The 3,561-nt window shown below is 71.0% G+C and carries 3 protein-coding genes; all 3 read right to left on the bottom strand.

What is annotated here, in order from left to right; all coding sequences use genetic code 11:
• Window positions 1-1,956: TonB-dependent receptor (locus VIB55_RS00710; protein ID WP_331874739.1), on the bottom strand; the 1,956-nt coding region annotated here is incomplete at its 3' end.
• Between the two features lie 297 nt (window positions 1,957-2,253).
• Window positions 2,254-2,757 (bottom strand): hypothetical protein, encoded by a 504-nt coding sequence (locus tag VIB55_RS00705; protein WP_331874738.1) that lies wholly within the window; start codon window positions 2,755-2,757, stop codon window positions 2,254-2,256.
• A 98-nt stretch (window positions 2,758-2,855) separates the two neighbouring features.
• Window positions 2,856-3,561, bottom strand: a 706-nt coding sequence (locus tag VIB55_RS00700; RefSeq protein ID WP_331874737.1) for an ACT domain-containing protein, incomplete at its 5' end; no start/stop codon positions are given.

Genomic DNA, 3,561 nt, shown 5'->3' with positions numbered 1-3,561 from the left:
AAGGTAGGCCACCAGCGGCGCGGGGAGCGGCGTGCCGGCCGCCGCGGCCTGCTGCGCCACCACCGCCACCGCGGCCGGAAAGAACGTGGGCGACACCCCGGCCGCGGGAATGAGCTGCCCCGGGTTGGCCGTGTTGAAGGGCGAGCGGATCTGGTAGTTGCCGGCCGCGTCCCGGAACGAGAACCCGTTCTCGCCCGTCCCCTGGATGCGCAGGCTGTAGCCCAGCCGCCGCAGCCCGGCGCTTCCCGCGTCCGTCCCCGGCAGTGCCGAGCCCAGGTCCAGGAACTGGTTCAGCGAGCTGGGCGTGTTGAACGCGCGGTTGTAGCTCACGCGAAGCGCGTGTCCCTCGCGCGGCTTGAAGACCACGGCCGCGCGGGGCGAGAACACCGGATCGGGGAGCGCCGAGTGCGTGTCGACGCGCCCCGCCAGCACCAGCGACAGCCGGTCGGAAACGTCGGTCTCCGACTGCAGGTAGGCACCCAGCTCGGTGGTCTGGTCGTCGTCCTCGTACCACCCGTTGATGGTGCCGGAGGTACGGGGATCGGTGAACAGGTAGTCGGCGCCGTAGGTGAAGTTCTGGCGTCCGTTCCCCATGCTGAACCCGTGCTGCAGCTGCCCCACCAGCAGGCGCGACTGGTCGGAGATGGGTGCGCCGTTGCGAAGCAGGTACGTGTCGCCCGCGTTGCTCTGGTTCAGGTAGACCTGCGCGAACAGCCGGTTCCAGGTGGTGCGCGCCTGCACGTAGCTGCTCATCCAGTCCGTCACCTGCGCCGCCCCCAGGCCGGTGAGCTCGATCCCGTTGGCCTCGTTGGTCAGTCCGCCGGAAAGCACCGTCGTCATCGAAGGGGTGGCGCGCCAGTCCAGCCGCGCCTCGCCGCCCCAGCGAGAGATGTCGAAATCGCGATTTCCGATGCGCGCGATCCGCTGCAGCGCCGCCGTGGAGTCGATGCCCACGGCGAAAGCCAGGTCGTTGCGGGCCACACGGGCGGCCGCGACCTGCGAGGCCGAGCAGCCCCCGGGGTTCAGCGCGCAGCCAAAGCGCGACTGCTCCGCCGCTTCGGCCGGGTCGGTGAACGAGTACTCGGTGGCCTGCAGGATCTGCCCGCTCAGCTTGACGCCAAGGTCGGGGGTGATCAGGTGCGCCGTGCGGAACTCGCCCTGCCGCAGGTCCTGGCTGCCGCCGCTGAAGGCGACCGTGGTTCCCTGCTCGTCCAGCGGGCTCTTGGTGATGATGTGCAGGATGCCGTTGGCGGTGTTGGGCCCGTACAGCGCCGCGCCGGGCCCCAGCACCACTTCCATCCGCGCCACGTCCTCGCTGGTGCTGGGAATGAAGTGCAGGTAGTTCACCCGCAGGCTGGGCACGCCCGCGATGCGGTTGTCGGTGAGCGCGTGGAGCGATCCGCTGAAGATGTTGTTGAAGCCGCGCGCCACCACGTTGGTGGACTGCAGCCCCGTCTGCGCCACGTCCACGCCCGGCACGTCGCGCAGGTGGTCGACCAGGGTAACCGCCGGCCGGTCCTCCACTTCCTTCGCGGTCACCACCTCGACCCGCGCAGGTGCCTCCACGGCCTTTTCGGGGCGCTTTGAGGCCGAGACGACCACCGGGTCCAGCCGCACGTTTCCAAACGCGAGCTGCGCGTCCACCCGCGACGTGCGCCCCGCCGTCACCTCCACGTCCAGCCGGCGGACGGGAACGTCGGTGCCGGAAAGGACCAGCGCGTAGCTGCCGGGAGCCAGGTCGCGAAGGGTGTAGGTGCCGTTCTCGCCCGTGACGGTGCTGCCGGCCACGCGCCCGCTGGCGGACACCGCTTCTACGCGGATGCCGCGAAGTGGCGTGGCGGTCGACACGTCTCGCACGGTGCCGCTGACGCTGCCGTTCTGCGCGGACGCGGGAAGGGCGGACGAAAACAGCAGGGCGACCAGAAACAACAGGGTACGTCCGGCGGGAAGCCGCATGCGTTCCTCACGGAGCAGGGTGGATTGTGCCGGCGCGAGGGCCGGCGGTGTGTTTCGCCGCGCGTGCATCCCGCGGGCGCGGGGTGATGGAAACGGACGACGTGTGCCGGGGCAATGGGGACGGAACGTGCTCACGATACGCCGTGCACCGTCCATCGAGCAAGGGTTTCGCGAGCGGCCGTCAGTACGGTCCCGACGGTAATCGTGGCAACGAACGTCACGCCGCAATCGTCAGGGAAAACACCGAGCCCCGCCGTGGGGCGGGGCTCGGGACGGTCCAGCCGAGTGGCCCGTGCGTCAGGCGGACGGCGCGGCGCGGGCCTCGCGCTCCTGGCGAAGGGCGTCCACCTCTTCGGGCGTCCACTCGTTCAGGCGGTCGATCTCGCCGCGGATCTCCGAATAGGGAGAGCGCGACACCTCCACGCGGCGCTCGCGGGCGGCAAAGGCGGCGCCCCGGGCCTCGTCCCACCGCCCCTCGTCGACGTAGGCGTTGATCAGCGCCTCGTACAGCAGCGGGTGCGGGTACGTGCGCAGCAGCTCGCGAAGCCGCGGGATGGCGGCGACGCGGGCGGCCCGGTTAGTCAGGTCCATGTCCATCACCTCCTGCGCCACGTCGTCGCGCCGGCGCAGCAGCTCCTGCAGCTCGCGCGGATACGTCTTCTGGTCGTGCTCGCCCAGCGCGCGGGGCGTGGGCTCGTCTCCGCCGAAGATGGTGTGGAGGATGGATACGTGCAGCGGAAGGTCGCCGTTTTCGTTGACGGCCTCCGACATGCGCTTCTTCAGCCAGTACCGGATACCCATGGGCGTGCGTCGTGGGCGAGCGTTGTTTTGGTCGGCGTGCAGTCAGGCGCACTCAGGCAAGAGATGCGCCGGATGCGGGAAAACGCGCGATATCCCCTTTACTCCATCTCCACCTGGCGCACGTCCAGGATCTCCGGCAGCGCCGTCAGCCGGTCCACCACCTCGGCGGGGATGCGGCTGTCCACCGATACCGCGGCCAGCGCCTCGCCACCGACGGACAGGCGCGCCTGGTGGTACTCGGCGATGTTCACCCCCGCTTCGCCCAGCAGCGTGCCCACCCGCCCGATCACGCCGGGAACGTCGCGGTTGCGGATGACCATCATCACGCCGCGCGGGGCCACGTCCACGCGAAACGCCCCGATGCGCACGATGCGCCCGTGCGTTTCGCCCAGGAGCGCGCCGCCCACGCGAATGCTGCGCTCGCCGCCCTCCAGCCGCAGCTCGATCTCTTCGCCCAGCTCGCCGCGTCCGCCCACCATCGTCGTCGCCGTCTCGATCCCCCGCTCGGCGGCCACGTGCTGCGCGTTCACCAGGTTGATGGCCCGGTGCTCCACCACGTCGCGAAGCGCGCCCTGCAGCGCGGAGAGGAGCAGCGGACGCGGCGCGTGCTCGCGCGGGCCGGTGTAGCGCACCTCCAGCGAGTTGAGCGCGCCCGGCACCAGCGCCCGCCCCAGGCGCCCGAGGCGGTCCGCCAGCGCCAGCAGGGGGCGCAGCTCGCGCATCCCCGCGCCACCCACGCTGGCCGCGTTCATGGCCGCGCTCAGGTCGCCGGTCACCAGCGCGTCGCGCACGGCCTCGCACGCC

The organism is Longimicrobium sp. (assembly GCF_036554565.1).
Taxonomy (GTDB): Bacteria; Gemmatimonadota; Gemmatimonadetes; order Longimicrobiales; family Longimicrobiaceae; genus Longimicrobium.
The sequence above is the reverse complement of the archived record's forward strand: the minus strand, read 5'-3'. Positions and strand labels throughout refer to the sequence as shown.

What these genes read in the sequence shown, in the direction of transcription:
- VIB55_RS00705 (WP_331874738.1), bottom strand. Translation starts at nt 2,757, where the DNA reads ATGGGTATCCGGTACTGGCTGAAGAAGCGCATGTCGGAGGCCGTCAAC.